Annotated in this window: 21 protein-coding genes; 9 read left to right on the top strand and 12 right to left on the bottom strand. The window is 70.8% G+C overall.

From position 1 onward, the window contains the following. The first annotated feature begins 47 nt into the window (after positions 1-47). Genes EP757_RS32880 through EP757_RS32870 form a run of 3 tightly spaced genes read left to right on the top strand, consistent with a single transcriptional unit; the run spans position 48 to position 2,727 of the window. Positions 48-950, top strand: a complete 903-nt coding sequence (locus tag EP757_RS32880) for a LysR family transcriptional regulator (protein ID WP_127552293.1) — start codon at positions 48-50, stop codon at positions 948-950. Further along, a complete protein-coding gene (locus EP757_RS32875; protein ID WP_127552292.1) occupies positions 947-1,609 on the top strand; it encodes a Type 1 glutamine amidotransferase-like domain-containing protein in 663 nt (220 codons plus the stop codon). Before EP757_RS32880 ends, EP757_RS32875 begins: the two co-directional genes overlap by 4 nt. Before the next feature lie 11 nt (positions 1,610-1,620). Next, on the top strand, positions 1,621-2,727 hold the full coding sequence (locus EP757_RS32870) for a nitronate monooxygenase family protein (RefSeq protein ID WP_127552291.1): 1,107 nt from the start codon (positions 1,621-1,623) through the stop codon (positions 2,725-2,727). On the opposite strand, the gene EP757_RS32865 is transcribed toward EP757_RS32870, so the two are convergent. The 3 genes from EP757_RS32865 to EP757_RS32855 all read right to left on the bottom strand — a co-directional run bounded on the left by EP757_RS32865 (position 2,724) and on the right by EP757_RS32855 (position 4,647). After that, entirely contained in the window at positions 2,724-3,308 is a 585-nt protein-coding gene (locus EP757_RS32865) for a TetR/AcrR family transcriptional regulator (RefSeq protein WP_232050123.1), read from the bottom strand. The genes EP757_RS32870 and EP757_RS32865 overlap by 4 nt on opposite strands. 75 nt (positions 3,309-3,383) lie before the next feature. Beyond that, positions 3,384-3,788, bottom strand: a complete 405-nt coding sequence (locus EP757_RS32860; protein WP_127552290.1) for an MmcQ/YjbR family DNA-binding protein — start codon at positions 3,786-3,788, stop codon at positions 3,384-3,386. 10 nt (positions 3,789-3,798) lie between these two features. After that, positions 3,799-4,647, bottom strand: a complete 849-nt coding sequence (locus EP757_RS32855; protein WP_127552289.1) for an alpha/beta fold hydrolase — start codon at positions 4,645-4,647, stop codon at positions 3,799-3,801. A gap of 50 nt (positions 4,648-4,697) precedes the next feature. Here EP757_RS32855 and EP757_RS32850 point away from each other — a divergent pair, with 50 nt between their 5' ends. After that, complete coding sequence (locus tag EP757_RS32850; RefSeq protein ID WP_232050122.1) at positions 4,698-5,348, top strand: TetR/AcrR family transcriptional regulator; 651 nt, start codon at positions 4,698-4,700, stop codon at positions 5,346-5,348. Between the two features lie 20 nt (positions 5,349-5,368). On the opposite strand, the gene EP757_RS32845 is transcribed toward EP757_RS32850, so the two are convergent. The 3 genes from EP757_RS32845 to EP757_RS32835 form a co-directional block, all read right to left on the bottom strand. Further along, a complete protein-coding gene (locus EP757_RS32845) occupies positions 5,369-6,103 on the bottom strand; it encodes an SDR family oxidoreductase (RefSeq protein ID WP_127552288.1) in 735 nt (244 codons plus the stop codon). A 10-nt stretch (positions 6,104-6,113) separates the two neighbouring features. Next, positions 6,114-6,968 (bottom strand): TIGR03620 family F420-dependent LLM class oxidoreductase, encoded by an 855-nt coding sequence (locus tag EP757_RS32840; RefSeq protein ID WP_127552287.1) that lies wholly within the window; start codon positions 6,966-6,968, stop codon positions 6,114-6,116. Positions 6,969-7,135: 167 nt separating this feature from the next. Continuing rightward, positions 7,136-8,530, bottom strand: coding sequence for a serine/threonine-protein kinase (locus EP757_RS32835; protein ID WP_127552286.1), 1,395 nt, complete (start codon positions 8,528-8,530; stop codon positions 7,136-7,138). 99 nt (positions 8,531-8,629) lie between these two features. On the opposite strand from EP757_RS32835, the gene EP757_RS32830 reads away from it, so the two are divergent. The 3 genes from EP757_RS32830 to EP757_RS32820 are packed head-to-tail and all read left to right on the top strand — an operon-like array spanning position 8,630 to position 11,054. Further along, positions 8,630-9,454 carry a basic amino acid ABC transporter substrate-binding protein gene (locus EP757_RS32830; protein ID WP_127552285.1) on the top strand — a complete coding sequence of 275 codons (825 nt, stop codon included), beginning with the start codon at positions 8,630-8,632 and terminating at the stop codon, positions 9,452-9,454. An 11-nt stretch (positions 9,455-9,465) separates the two neighbouring features. Continuing rightward, positions 9,466-10,260 carry an amino acid ABC transporter permease gene (locus tag EP757_RS32825; RefSeq protein WP_127552284.1) on the top strand — a complete coding sequence of 265 codons (795 nt, stop codon included), beginning with the start codon at positions 9,466-9,468 and terminating at the stop codon, positions 10,258-10,260. A gap of 5 nt (positions 10,261-10,265) precedes the next feature. Beyond that, positions 10,266-11,054, top strand: a complete 789-nt coding sequence (locus tag EP757_RS32820) for an amino acid ABC transporter ATP-binding protein (RefSeq protein WP_127552283.1) — start codon at positions 10,266-10,268, stop codon at positions 11,052-11,054. On the opposite strand, the gene EP757_RS32815 is transcribed toward EP757_RS32820, so the two are convergent. Next, a complete protein-coding gene (locus tag EP757_RS32815; protein WP_127552282.1) occupies positions 11,051-11,563 on the bottom strand; it encodes a pyridoxamine 5'-phosphate oxidase family protein in 513 nt (170 codons plus the stop codon). The genes EP757_RS32820 and EP757_RS32815 overlap by 4 nt on opposite strands. A 70-nt stretch (positions 11,564-11,633) precedes the next feature. On the opposite strand from EP757_RS32815, the gene EP757_RS32810 reads away from it, so the two are divergent. Further along, positions 11,634-14,816 (top strand): NACHT domain-containing NTPase, encoded by a 3,183-nt coding sequence (locus EP757_RS32810; protein ID WP_127552281.1) that lies wholly within the window; start codon positions 11,634-11,636, stop codon positions 14,814-14,816. 55 nt (positions 14,817-14,871) lie between these two features. On the opposite strand, the gene EP757_RS32805 is transcribed toward EP757_RS32810, so the two are convergent. After that, positions 14,872-15,798, bottom strand: a complete 927-nt coding sequence (locus tag EP757_RS32805; RefSeq protein WP_232050121.1) for a sensor histidine kinase — start codon at positions 15,796-15,798, stop codon at positions 14,872-14,874. Further along, entirely contained in the window at positions 15,795-16,625 is an 831-nt protein-coding gene (locus EP757_RS32800) for an MEDS domain-containing protein (RefSeq protein WP_127552280.1), read from the bottom strand. Before EP757_RS32800 ends, EP757_RS32805 begins: the two co-directional genes overlap by 4 nt. Positions 16,626-16,719: 94 nt before the next feature. Here EP757_RS32800 and EP757_RS32795 point away from each other — a divergent pair, with 94 nt between their 5' ends. Further along, complete coding sequence (locus EP757_RS32795; RefSeq protein WP_160165947.1) at positions 16,720-17,889, top strand: MFS transporter; 1,170 nt, start codon at positions 16,720-16,722, stop codon at positions 17,887-17,889. Between the two features lie 39 nt (positions 17,890-17,928). On the opposite strand, the gene EP757_RS32790 is transcribed toward EP757_RS32795, so the two are convergent. Genes EP757_RS32790 through EP757_RS32780 form a run of 3 tightly spaced genes read right to left on the bottom strand, consistent with a single transcriptional unit; the run spans position 17,929 to position 21,289 of the window. Continuing rightward, positions 17,929-18,486: a PadR family transcriptional regulator gene (locus EP757_RS32790; protein WP_127552278.1), complete on the bottom strand. Its 558-nt coding sequence runs from the start codon at positions 18,484-18,486 to the stop codon at positions 17,929-17,931. Further along, entirely contained in the window at positions 18,477-19,289 is an 813-nt protein-coding gene (locus tag EP757_RS32785) for a crotonase/enoyl-CoA hydratase family protein (RefSeq protein WP_127552277.1), read from the bottom strand. The genes EP757_RS32790 and EP757_RS32785 overlap by 10 nt, the downstream gene beginning before the upstream one ends. Positions 19,290-19,300: 11 nt before the next feature. Further along, entirely contained in the window at positions 19,301-21,289 is a 1,989-nt protein-coding gene (locus EP757_RS32780; protein WP_127552276.1) for an NADPH-dependent 2,4-dienoyl-CoA reductase, read from the bottom strand. Positions 21,290-21,327 lie beyond the last annotated feature (38 nt).

Raw genomic sequence — 21,327 nt, 5'->3', positions numbered from 1 at the left:
GTGCAGGGAAAGTGAGTAAACCCGAATCTGGACTACAGTCCCGCTGCATGCACCTGTCGCCCTACCGCCTGCTCGTGTTGCGTGCCGTCGCCGACGCCGGTGGAGTCGTCGCCGCGGCGGCGAGGCTGCACCTGGCGCCGTCCGGGGTCTCCCAGCACCTGGCGGCCCTGGAACGGGAAACCGGCCTCGTCCTGCTGGACCGGTCCCGGCGGGGCGGCCGGCGTACGATCGCCCTGACCGCCGCGGGACGGCAATTGGCCGCCCACGCGGACCGCCTCGCCGCGGTGCTCGCCGACGCCACCGCCGACGCCCTCGCGTTGAGCGGACGGCTGGAGGGCGTGGTCCGGATCGGCGCGTTCCCCACCGCCGTGCGCCGGATGGTCGTCCCGGCCGTGCTCGCCCTCGCCGGCACCACACCCGGCCTGCGGATCTCCGTGCACGAGCTGGAGGAGAGCGCCGCCGTCGCCGCGCTGCACGCCGGTGATCTCGACCTGGTGCTGGTGGAGGACCAGGCGAGCGCGCTGCGGCCGCCCCCGCCGGGGATCGCGGCGCATCGGCTGCTCGACGACCCGTACCGGCTGGCGCTGCCGCTGGCCTGGCCCGCACCGGCCGACGTCAGCGACCTCGCCGATCGGCCCTGGGTGGACGGGCCGCCCGGGTCGGCGGTGCGCGGTGTCCTCGACCGGCTGCGCGCCGCCACGGGTCTGCGGCTGCCCGGAGCGCACACCTGCCTCGAGTTCCCGGCCGCGCTGGCGCTCGTCGACGCCGGCCTGGCCGTCGCGCTCGTCCCCGATCTGGCGCTGCCCGGTACTCCCGAGCCGGCCACCCAGGTCGCCGGGCTGCCCGGGCTCGGCGCTCGTACGATCAGTGCCTACGTGCAGGACACCCGCCGGCTGGCGCCGCTGCTCGACACCACGATCCAAGCGCTGAGAACCGTGGAGGCACCGTGAAACTGCTGCTCACGTCCGGTGGCGTCACCAACGCCAGCATCACCGCGGCGCTCGTGGAGCTGCTCGGCAAGCCGATCGCCGAGAGCCACGCCCTCGTCATCCCGACCGCCCAGTGGGGGCACCCGATGTGCGGCCCGCAGTCGGTGCGCGGCCTGATCGCCGCCGACCCCGCGCCGGACCGGCGATTCCTGACCGGCCTGGGCTGGGCGTCGGTCGGCGTCCTCGAACTCACCGCGCTGCCGACCATCGGCGCCGACCGCTGGCAGCCGTGGGTCCGGCAGGCCGACGTGCTGCTGGCCGACGGCGGCGACGCCACGTATCTCTGTCACTGGATGCGTGAGTCCGGGCTGGCCGCGCTGCTGCCGGAGCTGCCCGGCACGGTCTGGGTCGGTGTCAGCGCCGGCAGCATGGTGATGACGCCCCGGATCGGCGACTACTTCGTCGAGTGGCCGTCCGCTCCCGACGACAGTGCCCTCGGCCTCGTCGACTTCTCGATCTTCCCGCACCTGGACGCCTTCCCGACCAACACGCTCGAGCACGCGCGGCGGTGGGCGGACGGCCTCGGCGTCCCGGCCTATGCCGTCGACGAGCAGACGGCCATCATGGTGGTCGATGGCGTCACCCAGGTCGTCTCGGAGGGCGCCTGGACGAAGCTCTGAAGGGACCGCCCATGCGCACCGCCCTGACCGACCTGCTCGGCGTCGACCACCCGGTCGTCGGCTTCAACCGTTCCCCTGCCGTGGTCGCGGCCGTCACGAACGCCGGCGGTTTCGGCGTGCTGGCCGGCTCGGCCTTCACCCCTGCCGAACTCGACGCGCAGCTGAGCTGGATCGAGGAACAGGTGGGCGGCCGGCCGTACGGGGTCGACCTGCTCGTGCCGGAGAAGCTCGTCGCGGGCGAGGTCGCCGCGTTGCGGGCGCAGATCCCGGAGGAGCACTTCGCGTTCGTGGCGGAGCTGCTGGACCGCTACGACATCCCGCAGGCGGCGACATCGGGGGAGGAGGCGGGCCGGTTCGCGGCGAACCTCGACCCGGCGGGCGCGGCGGCGCTGCTCGACGTGGCGTTCCGGCACGACATCACCCTGTTCGCCAACGCGCTCGGCGCCCCGCCGCCCGGTGTCGTGGAGCGCTGCAAGGCCGCGGGCGTCGTCGTCGCCGCGCTGGTCGGGCAGGCCAAGCACGCCCGCCGCCAGCTCGACGCCGGTGTCGACCTGCTGATCGCGCAGGGCACCGAGGCGGGCGGGCACACCGGGACGATCGCCACGATGGTGCTGACCCCGGAGATCGTCGAGATCGCCGGGGACCGCCCGGTGCTGGCCGCCGGCGGCATCGCCTCGGGATCGCAGATGGCCGCCGCGCTGGCGCTCGGTGCGGCCGGCGTGTGGACCGGCTCGGTCTGGCTGTCCAGTGAGGAGGACGTCGCCAACCAGGCGATCAAGTCAAAGTTCCTCGCCGCGACCAGCAGTGACACGCTGCGCTCACCGACCCGGACCGGCAAGCCGGCCCGTCAGCTGCGCACGGCCTGGCACGACGCATGGGAGGCGGCCGGCAGCCCGCGACCGCTGCCGATGCCGCTGCAGCCGCTGCTGGTGGCCGAGGCGTGGCAGCGCATCGACGCCGCCGCACAGGACGGTCATCCCGGCGCGCTGGAGCTGGAGTCGTTCTTCATCGGCCAGGTGGTCGGCGGCTTCACCGAGGTCCGGCCGGCCGCCGAGATCCTGCGGGACCTGGTCACCGGCTGCGAGCAGCGGATCCGCGCGCTCAACGGGATCCTTTAAACCAGGGCCGAGTGCAGCAGGAAGTCGACGAGCTGCCGGGCGTGGGCCGCGGGATCCTCGTCGCGGTCCGCGGGCGAGCTCAGCGCGTGCATCATCGCGCCGCCGACGAGGGTGTCGAGCAGCATGGTGATCGAGACGGTGTCGGGCAGCTCGCCGCGGTCGATGCCGCGCCGCACGATCGCGCGGGCCGCCCGCAGCTGCGCGTCCCGCATCGCCGCGTAGTTCTCCGCGACGCCCGGGATCGCGCCGGCTTCCAGGGTGAGGCGCAGCGCGGCCCGGCTGGACGGCCCGCCGTAGAGCGTCAGGATCTGCGCGGCCAGCTCGGCGAGGTCGCCGTGCAGGGTGCCGGTGTCGACGTCGGCGACCCGGATCAGCCCGGTGTTCAGGGCGTGCGTGAGCAGCGCTTCCTTGCTGTTCCAGCGCAGGTAGAGGGTGGCCTTGCCGATGCCGGCGCGCCGGGCGACGACCTCCATGGCGAACCCGGACCAGCCGGTGTCGCCGAAGACGTCGAGGGCGGCCCGGGCGATGCGCCGGTCGACGTCCGGGTCGCGGGGCCGTCCCGGCCCGGGTGCTGCGCTCATCTCGGCCATCCTACGGTCCGGCGCCATTACTGAACGGTCACCGTCAGGATACAGTTCGCCCTGCCGGCACGATCGCTAACGGGACATCCGGGCGGCGAGGAACTTCGGGGCCATCCTCCGATAGCTGTCGGTGACCAGCTCGGCTATCTCGGTCCAGTCGGTGTGATCGCCGAGTACGGCGGCGGCCACGTCGTGCCCCCACGGCGCGCGGAAGAACGGGAAGCCGGCGGCGGTCAGCCCGAGCAGATCGTCCGCCGGCACCCGGAACGTCATCACGGTCGGCGGCACGCCGTCCACCGTGTACGGCGCGTAGACACCGAACCGGTCCGGATCGGGCGTGTAGACGTGCGCGACCGTCCGCTTGCGGATGCGCCAGCGGACGCCGATCCAGGCGGGTTCCTCGTACGCCTCCGGCAGGTCCGCGCAGATGACCCGCAGCCAGTCGAGGATCTCCGGTGGCACATCTCCGGGGCCCGACACGCCCTCGACACTAGTGGTCGGTCGGCACCACCGCCTCCCCGAAGAAGTCGGCGAGCGCGTCCACCAGGACCTGCGGCGCCCGGTTGAGCGCGTCGTGCCCGGCGCGCGGCACGATCAGCGTGCGGGAGTGCGGGATCACCCCGGCCAGGGCCTCGATGGTCGGCGGGTAGTAGGGCGGGCCGGCCGCGCCGCAGGCGAGCAGCACCGACGCCGAGATCCCGGCCCACTGCGACGGCGGGCCGTCGTGCCGGTGGATCAGCGCCGTCTCGTCGAGGGTGGTCGTCACCAGCTCGCCCATGGACCGGCCGATCGGCGTCCGCAGGAAGAGCTTGACCATCGCCACCTGCAGCGCGATCGGCAGCCGGGACGCGGGGGAGTGGGTGTTGATGCCGGCGCTGGTGAGGGCCAGGGTGCGGGCGATGTCGCCCGCGCGGGCGGCCTCCTGGGCGGCGGGCAGCCACGCGGACGGGGTGAGGCCGTTCACCGCGACAGCCGGGTCGTAGAGGGCGAGCCGGGTGATCGGCAGGTGCCGGGCGGCGGCGCGCAGGGCGATGAACCCGCCCGCGCTGTGGCCGATCACGTTGCCGGCGCCGGTGTGGGCCAGCACCGCGGCGAGGTCGTCGAGGTCCTGCTCGCCGTCGTACGGCTCGGCGCGCGCGGCGGCGTCGGCCCGGCCGCGGCGGTTGTAGAGGTGCACGGTGAACCGGTCGGCGAGCCGGATCGCCATGCGGCGGTAGACGTCGATGGTCACCCCGCCGCCGTGCACCACGACGATGCCCGGCCCATCGCCGAGGGAGTGCAGCACGATCTCGGCGCCGTCGGGCGCCGGCACCCGTCGAGTGGTCCAGTTCTGTTCCATGTGAGCCTCCCCTAAAACTGCGAACGCCGTTTGCAGTTTAGAGTATAGCCGTGACGACATCGATCTGGTCCAGGCCGGCCAAGGGCTCGCGGGGCCCGGCGCCTTCGCACTCGCGCGACGAGATCGTGGCGGCGGCGATCGCGATGGCCGACGCCGACGGCATCGGGGCGGTCTCGATGAGGGCCGTCGCCGGCGCGCTCGGCACCGGCGCGGGATCGCTCTACCGCTACCTGTCGTCCCGGGACGACCTGCTCGACCTGATGGCGGACCATGCCACGGGGGAGCTCCGGCCGTACCCGGAGATCGCCCCGGACTGGCTCGGGACCATGCTGGAGATCGCACGCGGTCAGCTGGGGCTCTATCGCCGGCACCGGTGGCTGGTGGACGTGCTGCCGCGCACGACGGCCCTCGGCCCGCAGAGTCTCGCCTGGTTCGACCACTGCCTGGCGGTCCTGCGCCCGGTGCCGGCCACCACCGCCGCCAAGTTCGAGGCGATCGCCATGATGATCGGTGTGGTGTCGCTCTTCGCGCGCAGCGAGGCAGCCGGTCCGCCGGCCGGTTTCGGCGGCATCGACATGACCGCCTACCCGAACCTGTTGGAGGCCGTCAGCACGCCGCCGGCGCCCGCCGCGCCACAGCGGGATCTCTTCGAGGCCACCGTACGCAGCGTGCTGACCGGCCTGCTCGTCGACGCCGGCTGACCGGTCACCGCCCGGCGCGCTCAGATCTGGCTGGCGCCGCCGTCCACGTAGATCTCCGCGCCGGTCATGTAGCTGCTGTTCGGCGAGGCCAGGAACGCGACCGCCTCGGCCACCTCCTCGGGGGAGCCCAGGCGGTTCATCGGCACACCGGAGGCCAGACCCTTGAGCAGCTGCTCGGCGGCTTCGGCGTCGGGGGCGAGGCCGCTGAGGCCGGGCGTACCGATGGGTCCGGGTGCGATGCTGTTGACCCTGATCTCCCGGCCGACCAGCTCGGCGGCCCAGCTGCGGGTGAAGGACCGCAGTGCGGCCTTGCTCGCCGCGTAGACGCTGAACGAGGCGGCGCCCTTCACGTCGATGTTGGAGCTGGTCAGGATGATCGAGGCGCCCCGGTTGAGCAGCGGCAGCAGGGTCTGCACGGTGAACAGGGTGCCGCCGACGTTGGTGTTGAACGTGTCGGCGTAGTGCTGCCAGGTGATGTCGCCGAGGGCCGCGAACTCGCCGCCGCCCGCGTTCGCGAACAGGACGTCGAGTCCGGCGCCGTGGTCGCGGACGGCGGTGGCGACGCGTTCCAGGTCGTTCAGGTTCGCGACGTCGGCGCGGATGCCCGTGGCGCCGGCGCCGATGCTCGCCACCGCCGCGTCGAGGGCTTCCTCGCGGCGGCCGGTGAGGAAGACGTGGGTGCCGTCGGCGGCGAGACGCTTGGCGGCGGCCAGGCCGATGCCCGAGGTGGCGCCGGTGATGAGAGCAGTGGTCATGATGGGTTCCTCAGATCGAAGCGAGGGGCGCGAGTTCGCGCCACTGGGCGAGGGGGAGGCCGTTCGCGCCGAGCACGTGCAGCGCCACGTGATCGGCTCCGGCGGTGAGGTGTTCCTGGACGCGGTGCGCGACGTCCTCGGCGGTGCCGTGCACGACCAGCGCGTCGATGAGCCGGTCACTGCCGCCGGGGATCAGGTCGTCGTCGCCGAAGCCGAGGCGTTTCAGGTTGTTGCGGTAGGTGGGGAAGCCGAGGAACATCCCGATCCCGGCCCGCGCCGCTGCACGGGCGCGGTCCGGATCGGTGTCCAGCACGACGGCCTGGTGCGGCGCGATCAGTGGTCCGGCTCCGACCTTCTCCCGGTACGCCGACACGTACCGTGGCGTGACCAGGAACGGATGCCACCCCGCCGACGATCGTCGGGCCAGGTCGACCATCTTCGGTCCGAGGGCGCCGAGCAGCCGGCGGCCGGGGCCGACGCCGGGACCGAGTCCGTCGAGGTAACGGGCCATCGACGCGACCGGGTTGCCGTAGTCCTGCCCGTGCGCGCCGGCCCCGGCCGGGCTCCCGATGCCGAGCCCGACGACGGCCCGCGGCCCGTGGTCGGCGTCGAGGACGGCGACCCGCTCGGACAGTTCGGCGGGGGACTGGCCCCAGATGTTGAGGACTCCGGTCACGACCTGGCTGTTCGGGGCCGCGGCGAGCAGCGCGTCGACGTCGTCGAGCACGCCGGCGCCGTCGAGGCCGGGTAACCAGATGGTCCGCCAGCCGAGTTCGTCGAGTTCGGCGGCGGCGTCGCGGATCTGCGGCCGGTGCGCGGAGCGCAGCTCCATGCTCCACACGCCGACCCGCTGGTCGAATCTCATGGCGACTACCTCTTTTCTGTACCGAGCGGTACTGATATCGGCAACGCTAGCACGCGGCCGGCTATTTCCGTACCGTTCGGTAAAGTGGTTTTGGATCACACCGATCGTGCCCGGCGCACAGGCCGCCGGGCATCGGTCAAATCACGCAATCGCCAGAGGAGCGCGTCCTACTTCGCCTTCTTCTTGCCCTTCGGCTTGGCCTTGCCCTTGGCCGCCTTCGGTGGCGCTGCGGGCGCCTTCGCGGCCTTGATCGCCGCGGTCTCGGCCACCGGCGTCCTGGACTTCCCGTCTTCGTGCGCGGCGGCGTCGGCTGCTGTGCCCGCGGGCGCCGTGCTCTCAGCCGGTGTGCTCTCACTCGGTGTGCTCGGGGCCGGTGTGCTCGGGGCCGGTGTGCTCGGGGCCGGCGCGGTCAGAGGTGCCTCGCTCCGCGGGGCCGCGGCCTCGACCGGTGGGCCGGACTCCCCGCCCGGGATCGTCGCGGCCATGATGCCGCCGCTCAGCAGCACCCCGGCGGCGGCCAGCGCGGCCACCCGCCGCCGGGGTGGCAGGGCCCGCCAGCGCGCTGCGCCGGCGGCGAGCCGGGGACCGGAACGCGAGGCCGCCGTCGTCCGCTCGATTCCCTCGGTGCGGTCCGCCGGCACGGCGGCTTCCACCCGCGCGGTGGGCTGTCGCACCCGCTCGGTGGACGGCTCCGGGCGCCCGCCCGGCATGTCCGTGCTGGCCCGGAACCGCGGCAGCTCCAGTGTCTCGGGGCTGAGTCCCACCGCCTCGGCGAGCAGCGCCGCCACCTCGGCCGCTGCGGGACGCCCGTCCGGCGCCTTCGCCAGGCACCGCCGGCAGAGCGCCGCCACCTCCTCGGGCAGTCCCGCGATCGGCGGCAGCGGATCCGGTTCCCGGTAGCGGTGGGCGAGCACCATCTGCGTGGTCGTCGACGCGTCCCACGGCAGCCGGCCGGCCAGTGTGCGGTAGAGCAGCAGGCCCAGGGCGTACACATCGGTCGCCGGGCGGACGACGCCGTCCTCGAGGCGTTCCGGGGCCAGATAGGCCGGGGTGCCCAGCAGCTGGCCGCCGGCCAGGTCGTCGTCGCCGGTCGCCGCGGAGATGCCGAAGTCGACGAGCTTCACCCGGCCGCCGCCGACCATCACGTTGCCGGGCTTCACGTCCCGATGCACCACGTCCGCGTCGTGTGCGGCGGCGAGCGCGGCCGCCACCTGGACTGCCACCAGCGTTGCCACCCGCCACGGCAGCGGGCCGCCGCTGAGCAGGTGAGACAGGGATCGGCCCTCGGCGATCTCCATGACCACGTAGGGCAGTGGTCCGGGCGCCTCGCCGTAGTCGTACACGTTCACGATGTTGGGATGGCGCAGCCGGGCGACCGCACGGGCCTCGTCCCGGACCCGTGCCAGCAGCGCCGGGTCGTGCGCGAGGCGGGGATCGAGAATCTTGAGCGCCACATCCCGGCCGAGCACCTCGTCGCCGGCGCGCCAGACCACCGCCATGCCGCCGGTGCCGAGGCGATCACGCAGCCGGAATCGACCGTCCACCAGGTACCCGGTATCCATGACCGTCACCCATGCCCGGTGCAGGGGCAGGGAAACCCCGGAGGGGCACATCGTGATCCCGATCGGACAGATAGATAAGGGTGGACTAATCTGACCGCAATGAGGACCACATTCGTACGCAAGGCCACCGCACTGGCGGCGGCAGTCACCCTGACCGCCGGCGGGCTCGCCGGGTGCGCCAAGGAGGACACCGGCGGCACCACCGAGAGCGGCGTGCCACTGGTCAAGTCCGGAGCGCTGACCACCTGCACCCACCTGCCGTACGCGCCGTTCCAGTCGAAGGACCAGAGCGGCAAGGTCGTCGGCTTCGACGTGGCGCTGATCGACCTGGTCGCCGCGAAGCTCAGCGTGCCGCAGGAGATCGTGGATACGCCGTTCGAGGGCATCAAGTCCGGCGCCGACCTCAACTCCGGCAAGTGTGACGTGGCCGCCGCCGGCATGACGATCACCGAGGAGCGGAAGAAGGTCCTCGACTTCTCCGACCCCTACTTCGACGCCACCCAGGCGCTCGCGGTGGTCACCGGCAGCCCGGTGAAGACCCTGGAGGACCTGGCCGGCAAGCGCCTCGGCGTGCAGGGCGGCACCACCGGCGAGGAATACATCAACGCGCAGGTCAAGGAGAAGGGCCTCAAGATCGAGGTCGTGTCGTACAAGGACCTCGCCGCCGAACAGCAGGCGCTCTCCACCAACCAGGTGGCCGCGGCCGTCAACGACCTGCCGGTGTGGAACGAGTACATCAAGGCGAACCCCGGCAAGGTCCAGGTCGCGACCGGGTTCGACACCGGCGAGCAGTACGGCTTCGCCGTCAAGAAGGGCAACGCCGAACTGCTCAAGACCGTCAACGAGGCCATCGCGGCGGCACGGGCGGACGGCACGTACGACAAGATCTATGCCGAGTGGATCGGCGAGAAGCCCGCGGCCTGAAGCTCCGATCGATGAAGCTCAGCCCTCGCCGACGGCGGCGGATCATCCGCGTCGCCGGCTATGTCATCTTCGTCCTGGCGATCCTGGCCGTGGCCGGCGCCGCGGACTGGGACCGTCTGTCGGACGCGTTCTTCCGCCTCGACGTCGCCCGGAGCATGTTCCCCGGGGCGATCACCGTCGCGTTGCGGAACACCATCATCTACACGCTGCTCGCGTTCGTGTTCGGGTTGACGCTCGGCCTCGTCCTCGCGTTGCTGCGATTGTCCTCGGTGGGGCCGTATCGCTGGCTGGCCGCGGCGTACATCGAGCTCTTCCGCGGTCTTCCCGCTCTGCTGGTGCTCTTCATGGTCGGGTACGGCGTGCCGCTCGCCTTCCCCGACCGCGAGATCCCCGGCGGCGTCTACGGCTCGGTCGCCGTCGGTCTCGGCCTGACCGCCGCGGCGTACATGGCCGAGACGATCCGGGCCGGCATCCAGGCTGTTCCGAAGGGGCAGCTGGAGGCGGCCCGTACCCTGGGCATGTCGCACACCCGCGCGATGATCTCCATCGTGCTGCCGCAGGCGTTCCGGATCGTCATCCCGCCGCTGACCAACGAGATCATCCTGCTGACCAAGGACACCTCGCTGGTCTACGTCCTCGGCGTCACCGCGGGCACGATCGAGCTGACCAAGTTCGCCGGCGACACGCTCAACACCCGGGTCAACCCGACACCGCTGGTGGTGGCCGGACTGCTCTACCTGGTGATCACGCTGCCGCTGTCACAGCTGGTCCGGGGCCTGGAGCGCCGGGCCGCGAGGGAGAGGTGACCGCGATGTCGACGATCGAGATCAGCGGACTGCACAAGTCGTTCGGCAGCCTGGAGGTGCTGCGCGGCATCGACCTGTCGGTGGAGCCCGGCGAGGTGGTCTGCGTCATCGGCCCGTCCGGGTCCGGCAAGTCCACCCTGCTGCGCTGCGTGAACCTGCTCGAAGAGCCGACGTCCGGTTCGATCAGTGTCGCCGGCGTCGAGGTCACCGACCCGGACTGCGACATCGACGAGGTCCGGCGCGGCATCGGCATGGTTTTCCAGCAGTTCAACCTCTTCGGCCATTTGACGGTACGGGAGAACGTCACGATCGCCCAGCGCCGAGTCCTCAAACGCCGCCGAGCCGAGGCCGACCGGATAGCCGCGGCGAACCTGGAACGCGTAGGCCTGGCCGAGAAGTCGGACTCCTACCCGGCCCAGCTCTCCGGCGGCCAGCAGCAGCGGGTCGCCATCGCCCGCGCCCTGGCCATGGACCCCCGGCTGATGCTCTTCGACGAGCCGACCAGCGCCCTCGACCCGGAACTGGTCGGCGAGGTCCTGGCCGTCATGCGCGGCCTGGCAGCCGAGGGCATGACCATGCTGGTGGTCACCCACGAGATGGCGTTCGCCCGGGAGGTCGCCTCCCGGGTCGTCTTCATGGACGCCGGCGTCATCGTCGAACAGGGCCCGCCCTCGGAGGTGTTCGGCAGCCCGCGCGAGGAACGCACCCGGGAGTTCCTGCACCGCGTCCTGGAACCGGCCCGGGTGAGCGAAACCGAGATCGGCGTCCACCGCGGCGAGGAGGGGTCCGCCTAGCGCCGCTTCCAGAACTGCCGTGCCGCGAACCCCTCGCGGCGCAGCCAGTGCTCGGTGTAGACGACGCGCTCCGGCTCGATCACCACGAGGGTGTCGTGCGGCGGCTCGGCGACGGATCGGCCCTGCTCGGCGTGCTCGTTCTCCCAGCGGAACGCCTCCCAGTACCGGTCCCGCTCCGGGTCGCCGTGCGACAGCACCTTCGCCTGCCCGAACAGTTGCGCTCCCCGGCTGCTGGCCAGTCCTGTCAGCGGCGCGAAGATCCCGACGGAGACCCGCGGGTCATCCGCGATGTTGCGCAGCTTCGGTGAGCGCGGCGAGGCGGTGAACATGACCGCGAAGCCCAGCGAGTAGTACCGGACCGGGGTGGCGAGCGGCCCGTCCGGCCCGGCCGTCGCCAGCACACACATGTTCTGCGACGACAGCAGATTGAGGATGCGCTCCTCAAGCCGCTCCCGAGGCAGCCGGTCGGCCGGCATCGGTTCCGCGAGCCACGGGTTGTTCAGCGGCATGCACTTCCTCCTCGACGGGTCGGCCGTGAGTCTATTGACGGTCCACTGAGGCCCACCGATCATCGGTCGGGTGGCTGCTTCCCCGTACACGCTCGACGGCGCGCGTGAGATCCTGGCCGGACCCGACGCCAAGTGGCTCAAGAGGCTGGACACCGCGCTCGGCATCGGCATTCTGGCGGCCGGGCCGTTCGGGCTGGTGGCCTGGGGCTGGGTGGATCAGAAGAACGAGCTGATCAAGCTGCTCGGCCAGGGCGTCGCCTTCGGCCGTGCCCGGCTCGGCAGCGGGCGCACCCCGGAACGCCAGGACGTGCTCGCGGCGACCCACACGGCACTGGTGTACGGCGCGTTCTTCACCGCGTTCCGCGAGATGGTCGGCCCGGTCTACGACGAGATCGGGCTGACCGAGGACGACAAACAGCGGCTCGCCGGCGGTGCCGCGCCCGACGGACTGCAGCGCGGCCTGACGAAGGCCCGAATCGAGCTGCCCTGGGCCGGCTGCGGCTTCCGGGCCAACCGGGACACGGTGATCAAGCCGTTCTATGAGGACCTCGCGCTGCGCTGCATCGGGTTCCTGCACCACTTCGAGGCATGGCAGCGTATTCATTCGGTGCGGCATACCGACCCTCTGGTGCGCGACATCGTGAACCAGGCGGTGCGCCGCTACGAGGCGGAGTACAAGTCGCTCGCCGCCGAGGTGCCCGAGTTCGGCATCTGGGCGCTACTGGGCGAGAGCGACGCGACGGGCCGGTCACTGAGTCGCCTCGCGGAGCTGGTGAGCTCCCTGTCCAGCCGTGCCGGGCATCGCATCCTCGCGGTCAACGCACGGCTCAACGAAGCCGTGCTGGAGGACTCGCTGGTCAGCACCGACGATCTGGGCCGGCTGCGGATCCCGACCGTTGCGGAGGGGTATCTGACGCCGACGTTCCGATGGGCGGTCATGGACGAGACGTGCCGCCCGGCCGACGACCGCTGGTGGGAGACCACCGAGCAGGGAACCGACCTCGACACTTTCCTAGCGGCTTACTTCACCTCGTCGCGCAGCCACGATCGACCACTCGTCGTCCTCGGCCTTCCCGGGGCGGGCAAGAGCATGTTCACCAAGGTGTGCGCGGCGCGGCTCTCGGCCGGCGATGCCTACGCCGTGGCACGAGTGCCGCTGCGTCTGGTCACCGATCCGACAGCACCCGTTCATCAGCAGGTGTCCGGCGTCCTCGACAAGACGTCGAACGGACGGGTGTCATGGACCGCGCTGACGGAGGCCGCCGCCGACGCCACCCGCGTGTTGCTCATCGATGGTCTCGATGAATTCATGCAGGCCACCGGCCATGCCGAGTCCAGTTATCTCCACAACGTCGCCGAGTTCCAGCGGGTCGAGCGCACCGCGGGTCAGCCGGTGGCGGTCGTCGTCACCTCACGGACCCTGGTGGCTGACCTGGCCCGCATCCCCACCGGCTCCCTGGTCGTCAAGCTGAACAACTTCAGCGCTGATCAGGTGCGCGCCTGTCTGCACATCTGGAACGAGGTCAACCCGGATGCGCAGACCGCCATCCCGTCCGCCGAGACGATCCTGTCCTATGGCGAGATCGCCCACCAGCCGCTGCTGTTGCTGCTCCTCATCCTGTACGGCTCCACGAACCCCCTGCCTCAGGTGGAGGCGGATTCGACCCCGGCGCAGATCTACGGCGACATCCTCCGCCGGTTCATCGAGCGCGAGCTGCTGAAACCGCCGGTCGTCGAGGCGGGCGAGGAGCAGATCCGGGCGGAACTGTGGCGCCTCGGCATCGCCGCCTTCGGCATGTTCAATCGCGGTCGCCATTACATCGAGGAACACCTGCTGCTGACCGATCTCGACGCGCTCGACCCGTCGCCGCGCCCGCGTCACCAGCAGCGGCGGGGCCCGGCCCTCACCGCGGCCCGCCAGGTGCTGGGCCGGTTCTTCTTCATCCACGCCGCGGAGGCGGACGAGGGCGCGGAGGGCCGCAGTTACGAGTTCCTGCACGCCACTTTCAGCGAATACCTGATCGCCCGGCTGACCGTGGACGAGTTGGTGGAGCTGTGGGAGTCCCGGGACCGTCCGTCATCCCAGCAGTGGGACGACGACCGTCTCTACGCACTGCTCTCCCACCAGCTGCTCGGCATCGGCGGTGCCGCGATCCTGCCGTTCATCGCCCAGTTGCACGACGCCCTGCCCGATCCGCAGCGGCGAGGTGTGCGGCGGATCCTCCGGACGCTCCTGCAGGAGGCGGAGTCTCGCCGGGACAGCGGGCGGTTCGCCGCCTATTCGCCCTCCGAGGGCACGGCGTCGCGCCGGCTGGCGGTCTATACGGCGAATCTCGTCATGGTGCTCCTCCAGGTCGAGGAGGAGCCGGTCCCGCTCGCAGAGATCACGCCCGCCGGCGAGGAACCGATGGCCGGATGGACCAGGCTGGTTCACCTGTGGAAAGGATGCGTCCCGGATTTCGACCTGCGTGTGATGACCCGGCATCCCCGGGAAATCGCGATAATGAAATCCGCGGACACCCCCACTCAGCCATGGGTTCATCTTCACTGGCTGATGTTCAGACCCCGGCACGCGGCGATCTTGAATGCCGGATACGGCGCGGCCGGGCAACAGCTTTCCATCGGCAGCCACGATCCCGGCATTCGATTCGCCGGACGTGCGGCACGGATGTTAGTGGATCCGAGCCGTTCGGAAGCTGTTTCCGAGTTGGCCGCAGGAATCATCCGCGGATGGTCGGGTACGTCATCTGACAGGGGTCTCCTGACGCTGCTCATCATCAACGTGGTGCGCGATCCGGAGCGGTTCACCGAGCGTGACATCCGACCGCTGATGAATGCCATAGGAGATACGAGAACCGTAGATGTCGACCCATGGCCGTATGCACTCTTGATGGCTCAATACCCAAGGATGGTGAAGGAACGACAGTTCACGAGACCCTATTCAAGCCGCCTCGACAGGCGTCTCAGCCTCGCTCCGCTGTTGGCCGGGATGTTGATCTGGGGTGATGATGTGATTCCGGTATCGGCAACCTTCAACCGGCTTCCTGAAGCGCTCCGCGGCAGGATCGAGGAATGCGGCTCAGTGCTCGCCACGCTCCGTCACGCGGTGGATGAGCGCCGCCTGGTCCTCATGGCGGCCGAGCTGATACTTCGCGTACTGCAAGAGGTCGAGATCGGGGTCATCCGTAGAGCGATGATCAATATCTCGGAGTTCAGCAACCCGCTGGGTGAGCTGGACGTTCCCAGATCTTGACCGTTTCACCACCCCCTGAGGTGGTGAAACGGCCAAGATCGCGGCCCGGATGGGTTTACGGCAGCCGGCCCGCGACCAGGCGGACGGTGAAACTGTCCGGGTCGCGCTGGAGGCCCACATAAGTGCAGACCTGGTGGCTGATCCACAGGCCGAGGCCGCCGTCGCCGCGAGCCCGCCCGGCCGCCGGGATCAAGCCGGCGTAGGGGTCGGAGGGCCCGGTGCCGCTGTCGGTGACGGTGACGACGACGCGCTGCCCGGTGGTCCAGACGCGGACGACGACGGGCGGGCGGCCGTACATGAGTGCGTTCGAGACGGCCTCGCTGACCGCGACCAGCAGCCCGTTGCGTTCCTCGGTGGTCAGCGACGAGGCGTGACCGGTGACCGCGGCCCGCGCCTGGGAGCTGGTCGGGTTGACCAGCTCGACGGCGGCGGCGGCGGACTCGGCGGCGTCGGCCCAGGTGTCCGAGCGCGCGGTCAGGAACTCCGACGGATCCTGGAAGCCAGGGTTCACCGCGTGGGCGCCGCCCTGGCAGATGTGCGGGTGGGTGCGCCGGACCTCGGCGAGAACCCGATCGGGAGCGGTGCGGGTGTCGTACGGGCAGATCGCCCAGACCGGAAGGTCGCGGTAGGCGTGGTTGACGACCGCCTCGTACCGCGCCCACCAGTCCCACGGCGCGCCCGTGCCGGGATGCGGAACCTCGGCCGCCACCCGGATCTGCCGGGCACCGTCCGCGAGGTAGGAGCCGATCAGTTCGCGGTACTGCCGGATGGTCGCCGCGGGCCGGAGGTACTGCGCGTCGCCGACGACGAAGTGGATGCCGCTGCCGGAACCGAACACATCCCGGACCAGCTTCTGATTGCCCGGCCCGAAGGCGGAGACGACCGGCTGCCCGGCCTCCAGCCCGTCGGTCAGAAAGGGCACCATCACGGCCAGGAACTGCTCATCGGAATCGTAGAAGGTGGTCTCGTGCAGATGCGTCACCCGGCCACCACCCGCACGTCCAGGCCGGACAGCGACACCACCTGGGAGATCATCGCGGCGACGCTGTCCCGGCCGGTGTAGATCACCGCGTCGACACCTCGCTGGGCGGCGTAGTCGGCGAGCAGCTCCAGACCGCGGTGGTCGATGAAGGTCAGCGCCGTGGCGTCGACGGTGAAGCGGCCGTCCCGGGAGACCGGCCGGGCGTTGTCCAGGGCGGCGGCGAGGATGTGCCGGTTGCCCGGGTCGATCTCGCCGGCGAGGGTCAGGCCGGGACCGGCGCCCGCGGCGGTGAACAGCCGGAACTCGCTGGTGTCCGGGGTCAGCGCCGGGTGCAGGCAGGCCACCTCGGCCAGCGCGGTCGGGTCCAGGGCGGTCCGGTCGAAGCCGCAGAAACCGGACACCGGTTCCTGGGACATGAACCCGTCGACCAGGTATTCGTAGCGGATCCAGGCCGCCCGCTGCTCGTCGGTCAGCACGAGCGAGGTCACGTCCGCCGCGACGCGCAGACCGGTCCACCCGTCGGCGAGTGCCCGGTCCTTCGCCTCGGCGAACGTGGCCACCTGCTCTTCCGGGTCCACCGGCTCGCCCGCGGTGTACATCTGCGCCACCGAGGTGATCTCCACCTGGGCGCCCCGCAGCCCGGCGAGGTCGTCGGGCACCGTCTCGTCGGCACCCGCGATGTAGATGATCCGCTGCCGCCGGTCGAGGCCCTCGGCGAGGAAGCGGCCGGCATGCGCCCGGAAGTCGGCCGGATCGTGGAACGACCAGCCGACGTGATCGTGCAGGCTCAAACCCCGAGCCGTGTCGATGACCGCCGACCGCCGCATGGCCACACATTACGCCCGGCGGAGGGCCTGACGTCGAAAGGCCGACCCCGGCCGGGTGATGGCAAACCGGGCATCCATTCCTCAGACTTTTTCAATGACCAGCTTGGTGGCCGTCCGGCAGACGCCGCCCGGCGACATGCTCAAACTCGCGTCCGGGTTCGCCGTCTCCCAGATGGGTGACGCGGCGTACGGCGTGGGGCTGACCGCCGTCGTCTACGCCCGCTCCCAGTCCGCCGCGCTCGCGGGAGCCGTCACCGCCGTCCGGGTGGTGCCGGCCATCATCGCCGGGCCGGTCGCCGGGCTGCTGGCCGACCGTACCCATCGCCTGAATCTCCTTGTTCTCGCGGACCTGGTCCGGGTCGCGCTGATGGTCGTCTCGGCGGTCGCGGTGATCGCCGGCTGGCCGGTCTGGACGCTGCTGATCCTCGCCGCCTGCGCCCAGGCCGCCGCCGTCGTGAGCGGTCCGTGCCTGGCCGCGTCCCTGCCCGGCCTCGTCGGCGTCACCGGCCTGGCCAGGGCGAACGCCACGCGGGCCGTCCTCACCGAGCTCAGCTTCATCGCCGGCCCGCTCGCCGTCGCGGGCCTGCTGGCCTTCGACGCCCACGCCGCCCTCTTCGCCGCGGTCGGCCTCACGTTCGCCGCCTCGGCCACCCTCCTGTTCACGATCTCCGACCGCGCCGCATTCCAGGCCGGGAGATCCGGCGCGAGCTCACCACCCTCCTTCCGTACGTCGGCAGCAGCGTTCCGGACGCGCCCCGCCCTTTCCACGATGGCCCTCACCGACGTCGTCGGCAGTTTCGTGTACGGCCTGCTCACGGTCCTGCTCGTGATGGCGGTGCCGGAGGACCGTTACGGCCTGGCCTTCGTGGCCCTCGGTGTGGGCGGCATAGCCGGGGCGATCGGCGCTCCGCACTGCGGGGAGTCCCCGCGTACCGTCGCCGTGCTCCTGGCGGCATTGGCCCTGATGCTCGACCTCTGCGGCCTGGCCACGGACTTCCTTACCCTGTCGGTGGTCCTGTGCCTGGCCGGCGCCGCCATCAGCATGATCGAGGTCCGCACCGACATAGCGATCCAGCGCGACGCCCCGCCGCCCGTGGTCGGCACGGTGGCCGGCTGGGTGCTGCACGCCGACTACGTGGCCATGGCAGCCGGCGCCGCGGTGGCAGCACCGCTGACCACGCTGGTGGGCCTGCGGGCGTCCTTCCCGGTCGCCGCCGTGGTCGTGGCCGGCTGCGCTGCCCTGCTGATGCTCCGCCGCACCTGACTCCGTCGGCGGAGTCGCGACCGCACGCAAGCCTGTCGGTCAGCCGGGGAAGCGGCGGTCCAGGATCGTCAGTGCCAGCTCGCCCCAGCTGATGTTCTCGCGTTCGAAGCTGATGCCGCGCTGCAACGTCAGGTACGGCCCGATCCGGTTGCCGGTGGCGATGAACTCCTCCTGGCTGCGGCTGCCGAGGATCTCGGCGAGCGATCGCTCGTACGACTCCAGCCGCTGCCTGCTCTGCTTCACCTGCGTCTCGATGGAGGCCCGGACACTGGGGACGTCGGCGTACGCCAAAGCCTCGACCTGCACCAGAAGCTCGTCGCGGACCGTGGTCGGCTTCGGCGGCGACTGGGTGAACGCGTAGAGCGCCGCACGACCGGAGTCGGTCACCGAGAAGAGGCGTTTGTCGGGGCGCTTGTCCTGTTTGACCATGCGGGCCGAGAGCAGCCCCTCGGCCTCCATCTTCTCCAGTTCGCGGTAGAGCTGCTGCGGCGTCGCCGTCCAGAAGTTGGCGACCGAGACCCGGAACTTCTTGGCCAGGTCGTACCCGGACGACTCCCGGTCGATCAGCGCCGCCAGCAGGGCGTTCCTCAGTGCCACGGACGCATCCTACGGGCCCGTGGCCGGAACTCGGGATCGGTCTTCTTGACGACGGCGCGCCGCAGGATGCCGGTGTTGGGCAGGGCGAGCAGGCGGATCTGTTCCCGGCGCTCCCGACCGAGGGTACGCCGGGCACTACCCGTGAGAGCCCCGTCCACCAGGCGTTTGGCGGCGGCCAGCGCATCGGGGGAGCGGGACAGCAGGCTTTCGGCGAACGCGGTGGCCGCCTTGATCGGCTCGTCGGCGAGTTCGGTGGCCAGCCCGAGCCGCCGTGCCTCGGTCCCGTCGAACCGTTCCGCGGTCATGGTGAGCCGCTTCGCCACGTCCGGACCGACCACCTCGGTGAGGGTCCGGATGCCGGACATGTCGGGGATGATGCCCCACTTGCCTTCGAGGACCGACCACTGCGAGTCCGGCGTACAGAATCGGAAGTCCGCGGCCAAGGCGATCTGGATGCCGCCGCCGTAGCAGTGACCGTGCACCGCCGCGATGACCGGGACCGGGATGCGCCGCCACGCCCAGCACGCTTCCTGGAACCTGTTGGTGCCGAGGAACGGGTTGGGCAGGAACGCGCGCACGATCGCGGCGGGTTTGCGCAGTGTGGACGCGATGTCGAGGCCGGAGCTGAAGGAGTCGCCCTCGCCGGCGACGACGACGGCCCTCAGCGTGCGGTCCTTGCGCAGCAGGCGGGCGGTCCGGATCAGCTCGTCCAGGGTGTCGAGGGTGAGGGCGTTGAGCTTGTCCGGCCGGTTGAGCCGGACCTGGGCGATGCCGTTCTCGACTGAAAGCGACACGTATCTCATCGAATATCCTGTCAAATCCGGGCGGCGAGCTCGGTCGCCTGCTTGATGGCTCGTTTGGCGTCCAGTTCGGCGGCGACGTCCGCGCCGCCGATCACGTGCGTGGTGACGCCGCGATCCGCCAGCGGCGCCACGAGGTCCCGGACCGAGTCCTGACCCGCGCAGAGCACGATGGTGTCCACCGCGAGGACCCGATCCGCCAGGTGCAGGCCCTCGTCGTCGATGCGCTGGTAGGAGACGCCTCTCAGCATCGTCACCCCGGCGTCCTTCAGCGTCGTGCGATGCACCCAGCCGGTCGTCTTCCCGAGCCCTTTGCCGAGCGCCTCGTCCTTGCGCTGCAGCAGGTACACCTCACGCAACGCCGGCGCCTTCACCTTCACGGCCAGCCCGCCCTGCGCAATCTCCGGATCGGTGACACCCCACCGGCGCATCCACTCGTCGAGCGGCTCGCCCGGTTCGTGCACCAGCGCCGCTGCGACGTCGAACCCGATCCCGCCGGCCCCGATGACCGCCACTCGCGAACCGGCGGCACCCCCGTCGATGAACTGCTGATAGGTGACCACGCTCGGATGGTCGATGCCCGGGATCTCCGGGACGCGCGGCGTGACTCCGGTGGCGAGGACGACCTCGTCGAAGCCGGCCAGATCGTCGACGGTCGCGCGCACGCCGAGGTGCAGCTTCACACCCCGGACGCCGATCATGTGGCGGTAGTAGTCGAGGGTACGGGCGAACTCCTCCTTGCCCGGGATCCGCGCGGCGAGCCGGAACTGCCCGCCGATCGCGTCGCCGGCCTCGAACAGCTCCACCCGGTGGCCGCGGCCGGCGAGCTCGATCGCCGCGGCGAGACCCGCCGGCCCCGCCCCGACGACGGCGACGTTCTTGGCGCGGCGGGTGGGGGAGAGCACGAGCTCCGTCTCGTACCCCGCCCGGGGGTTGAGAAGGCAGGACGCCCGCTGGTTGCGGAACGTGTGGTCGAGACACGCCTGGTTGCACGCGATGCAGGTGATGATCTCGCGTTCCCGGCCGCTGCTCGCCTTCGCGACCCACTCGGCGTCGGCGAGCAGCGGGCGGGCCATCGAGACGAGATCGGCCTCACCGGCTGCGAGGATCTGCTCGGCGGCCTCGGGACGGTTGATCCGGTTGGAGGCGATGACCGGCGTTCTCAGAAGGCCGCGCAGCTTGCCGGTCACCCAGGTGAAGGCGCCGGCGGGCACCGACGTGACGATCGTCGGGACGCGGGCCTCGTGCCAGCCGATGCCGGTGTTGAAGAGCGAGACGCCGGCGGCCTCCAGCTCCAGGGCGAGCGCGACCGTCTCCTCCCAGGTCTGGCTGTCGTCGACGAGGTCGAGCAGGCTGATCCGGTACTGCACGATGAAGTCGTCGCCGACCAGGTCCCGGGTGCGCTTGACGATCTCGATGGGCAAGCGCATCCGCTTGGTGGCCGATCCGCCCCAGGCGTCGGTGCGGTCGTTGGTGCGGGCCGCGAGGAACTGGTTGATCAGATAGCCCTCGGAGCCCATGATCTCGACACCGTCGTAGCCGGCCCGCTTCGCGAGGGCGGCGGCCCGGGCGAACCGTCCCGCCGTTTGATCAACTTGGCGACTCGTCATTCGCCGCGGGGAAAATGGTGAAATAGGCGATTTGCGGCTCGACGCCCCCAGCGTGAACGGGTGGTAGCCGTATCGACCGGCATGCAGCACCTGCAACAGGATCTTGGAGTCGTGCTCGTGCACGGCGTCGGTAACCAGGCGATGCGCGTCGGCGTGCCGCGTGCTCGTCATCTGGCTGCCGAACGGCGACAGCCAGCCCCGCCACGTCGGCGCATAGCCGCCGGTGACCATCAGCCCGACCCCGCCGCGTGCCCGCTCAGCGAAGTAGGCGGCGAGTTTCGGCAGGTCGCGTGCGCGGTCTTCGAGCTTCGTGTGCATCGAGCCCATCACCACGCGGTTGCGCAGCACGGTGTGCCCGAGATCGAGAGGGCTCAGCAGCGTCGGATACTCCACGCACGCACTCTACAAAAAGTTGCATAGTAAAAAAAGTG

This window comes from Actinoplanes sp. OR16 (assembly GCF_004001265.1).
Taxonomy (GTDB): domain Bacteria; phylum Actinomycetota; class Actinomycetes; order Mycobacteriales; family Micromonosporaceae; genus Actinoplanes.
The sequence above is the reverse complement of the archived record's forward strand: the minus strand, read 5'-3'. Positions and strand labels throughout refer to the sequence as shown.

Excerpts from the sequence above, each read along its gene's own strand:
- EP757_RS32880 (WP_127552293.1), top strand. The coding sequence starts at position 48 with ATGCACCTGTCGCCCTACCGCCTGCTCGTGTTGCGTGCCGTCGCCGAC.
- EP757_RS32870 (WP_127552291.1), top strand. The coding sequence starts at position 1,621 with ATGCGCACCGCCCTGACCGACCTGCTCGGCGTCGACCACCCGGTCGTC.
- EP757_RS32865 (WP_232050123.1), bottom strand. The coding sequence starts at position 3,308 with ATGAGCGCAGCACCCGGGCCGGGACGGCCCCGCGACCCGGACGTCGAC.
- EP757_RS32855 (WP_127552289.1), bottom strand. The coding sequence starts at position 4,647 with ATGGAACAGAACTGGACCACTCGACGGGTGCCGGCGCCCGACGGCGCC.
- EP757_RS32845 (WP_127552288.1), bottom strand. The coding sequence starts at position 6,103 with ATGACCACTGCTCTCATCACCGGCGCCACCTCGGGCATCGGCCTGGCC.
- EP757_RS32840 (WP_127552287.1), bottom strand. The coding sequence starts at position 6,968 with ATGAGATTCGACCAGCGGGTCGGCGTGTGGAGCATGGAGCTGCGCTCC.
- EP757_RS32835 (WP_127552286.1), bottom strand. The coding sequence starts at position 8,530 with ATGGATACCGGGTACCTGGTGGACGGTCGATTCCGGCTGCGTGATCGC.
- EP757_RS32830 (WP_127552285.1), top strand. The coding sequence starts at position 8,630 with ATGAGGACCACATTCGTACGCAAGGCCACCGCACTGGCGGCGGCAGTC.
- EP757_RS32825 (WP_127552284.1), top strand. The coding sequence starts at position 9,466 with ATGAAGCTCAGCCCTCGCCGACGGCGGCGGATCATCCGCGTCGCCGGC.
- EP757_RS32820 (WP_127552283.1), top strand. The coding sequence starts at position 10,266 with ATGTCGACGATCGAGATCAGCGGACTGCACAAGTCGTTCGGCAGCCTG.
- EP757_RS32815 (WP_127552282.1), bottom strand. The coding sequence starts at position 11,563 with ATGCCGCTGAACAACCCGTGGCTCGCGGAACCGATGCCGGCCGACCGG.
- EP757_RS32800 (WP_127552280.1), bottom strand. The coding sequence starts at position 16,625 with ATGCGGCGGTCGGCGGTCATCGACACGGCTCGGGGTTTGAGCCTGCAC.
- EP757_RS32795 (WP_160165947.1), top strand. The coding sequence starts at position 16,720 with ATGACCAGCTTGGTGGCCGTCCGGCAGACGCCGCCCGGCGACATGCTC.
- EP757_RS32785 (WP_127552277.1), bottom strand. The coding sequence starts at position 19,289 with ATGAGATACGTGTCGCTTTCAGTCGAGAACGGCATCGCCCAGGTCCGG.